The organism is Flavobacterium sp. UGB4466 (assembly GCF_903469665.1).
Taxonomy (GTDB): Bacteria; Bacteroidota; Bacteroidia; order Flavobacteriales; family Flavobacteriaceae; genus Flavobacterium; species Flavobacterium lipolyticum.
The window spans coordinates 1-2924 of record NZ_CAGKLC010000208.1 but is presented as its reverse complement, the minus strand read 5'-3'; the positions used below and the strand labels follow the sequence as shown (position 1 = coordinate 2924).

Sequence of the window (2924 nt, the reverse complement as noted above, 5' to 3'; positions counted from 1 at the left end):
CATGCTTTAGTAAAACATGAAGCTGTAAGTCAGGCAGTTGTTTTAGCCAGAGAGAACGAGTCAGCAGAGAAAGAACTTGTAGCGTATATTGTTTCTAATATTGAGCAGAACGCAAGTGATTTAAGAACTTATTTAAAACAGTCGTTGCCGGAGTATATGCTCCCGGCGTACTTTGTTCAACTCGAGGTCATCCCATTAACGGCCAATGGTAAAATTGACAAAAAAGCATTACCGAATCCTGAGGGTGCGGGATTATCGAGTGGTGTTGCCTATGTAGCGCCACGAAATGAGCTGGAAGAGAAACTGGTAAAGATTTGGGAAGAAGTACTGAAAAGAGAAAACATTGGGATCAATGATGACTTTTTTGCATTGGGAGGTCATAGCTTAAAAGCAGTTCGTCTGAGCAATGAGTATCAAAAGGAGTTAGGGGTAAAGCTGACTTTAAGAGAGGTATTTGTTCATACCAGTATAGCTTCACAGGCAGAACTGATAGCCTCTTCAAAAAGAGAGGAGTTTGTTCCAATAGAAAAGTCAATTCTTCAAGCAAGTTATCCCATATCTAATGCTCAAAGAAGAGTATGGGTTTTGAGTCAGTTTGAAGGAGGCTCGACAGCTTATAATATGCCTGGAAGTCTTTATCTTAAAGAAGGCATTGAAATTGAAAACTTCAAGCGGGCTATTGAGACTACAATTGATCGTCATGAGATCTTACGAACGGTTTTCAGGGAAGACGAGTCGGGAGAGATCAGGCAATGGGTGCTGGAAAAGGGAGATTTAAACTTTTCAATCGACTATCAGGATTTTAGAAAAGAAGCTGATAAGCAAGAAAAAGCAGAAGCCTATATCGCAGCCGATTCTTACCGCGTATTTGATCTGGCGAAGGGGCCTTTACTCAGAGCGGCCTTACTTCAGGTAGAGGAAGGGGAATATTGGTTCTACTTCAACATACACCATATTATTAGTGATGGCTGGTCAATGGAGATATTAACCAAAGATATATTCAAATACTATGAAGCCTACAGGGCAGGAAAAGAGCCTGATTTAAAGGAATTGAGAATCCAGTACAAGGATTATTCAGCCTGGCAGCTAGCCCAATTGGACCAGGAGTCATTTAAGGCACATAGAGAATATTGGCTGGACAATCTCTCAGGAGAATTGCCATTACTGGATTTGCCGGGAGTTAAACAACGACCTCAAGTTAAAAGCTTTAACGGTCATGGTTTAGCCACTTATCTGGACAAAGCAACAACAGCTAAGCTAAAGGGATATGTGCAGGAGAATGGCGGCAGTCTTTTCATGGGCTTACTGGCCTCATGGAATGTGTTAATGTACCGTTATACCGCTCAGCAGGATATCATCATAGGAACTCTCGTAGCGGGTAGAGATCATGCTGATTTGGAAGACCAGATCGGTTTTTATGTAAACACGTTGGCTTTAAAAAATGAGATTAATCCTCAGGAAAGCTTTGATCATTTTTACCAGTCTGTAAAAGAGCATACTTTAAAGAGCTATAACCATCAAATGTACCCCTTTGATCAATTGGTAGAAGGGTTAGGACTTCAGCGAGATACGGGCAGAAGTCCAATCTTTGATATCTCGATCACCTATCATAATATTACGGAAAATGAAGACTTGAGGATATTGGATGATACGGTTATAAACCAGGTGTCGGATAATGGACTTTTGAAGGTTAAGAATGATATAGAACTGCATTTTGGAGAGGTTGGAGATTATATTTATTTCAATTTAATTTACAATGTGGATGTTTATGAGCGTGAGATGATAGAGCGCTTAATGGAACATTTCAAACATCTTTTAAATTCGATATTATCTTGTCCTGAGGAGAAAATTTCGAAAATAGATTATGTATTAGTAGAAGAGAAACATAAGCTGCTGTTTACATTTAATGATACAGTGGTTTCCTATCCAAAAGATAAAACGATTGTCGATTTGTTTGAAGAACAAGTTGCAAAGACCCCGGACAATATAGCTGTGGTATTTGAGGATATAGAGTTTACCTACAAAGAGCTTAGTGAGCGATCTAATCAGCTGGCTCATTATCTAAGAATTCATTACAACATTCAGTCGGATGATTTGATAGTCATACAATTGGAGAGAAGTGAGTGGATGATCGTTTCGATATTGGGTATATTAAAGGCAGGAGGAGCTTATGTTCCTATCGATTCGGAATACCCTCAGGAAAGAATAGACTATATTAAAGAGGATACCCACTATAAGGTTTGCCTGGATGAGCAAGAATTAAGCAAATTCAAAGAAAGCCGAAAGAGTTATTCTAAGGCATTAATGATGACTACCACTAAAGAAAATCATCTTGCTTATGTGATCTACACTTCAGGTTCTACGGGTAATCCCAAAGGAGTGATGGTAGAACACGCATCGCTGGCAAATTATCTAACGTGGGGTCAATCAGAATATTCAAATGCTTCATTGCCTTTAAATTTTGGGCTTTTTACGTCTATGTCCTTTGATTTAACAGTGACAAGTATCTACTTGCCTTTGATAAGTGGAGGAGTACTAACCATTTTTAGCAATACGTCAGATGTTTCAAGTATAATAAAAGAATACTTTGAGAGCGAAATAAGTTGTATAAAATTAACCCCTGCCCATATCAGTTTGCTTGGGCAATTTGAGTTAAACAGTAGCAAAGTTCAATTAGCAATAGTTGGAGGTGAGAAACTTGAAGACAGTCATGTCCAGATACTAAGATCCTTAAATCCTTCAATTAGTATTTATAACGAATACGGTCCGACCGAATCGACGGTTGGATGTACGATAAAGGAAATAGGATTTGAAAAGGAATCTATTTTAATAGGATGTCCTATTGCAAACACGCAGATTTATATTTTAAACGAAAAAGAAGAATTACAAGCTATAGGAGTAGTCGGAGAGATTTGTATAGGCGG

At 38.6% G+C, this 2924-nt stretch carries 1 protein-coding gene; it reads left to right on the top strand.

Features of this window, described 5'->3' with window-relative positions:
- On the top strand, positions 1–2924 hold a 2924-nt coding region (locus tag JO950_RS21600; protein ID WP_202704489.1), incomplete at both ends, for a condensation domain-containing protein.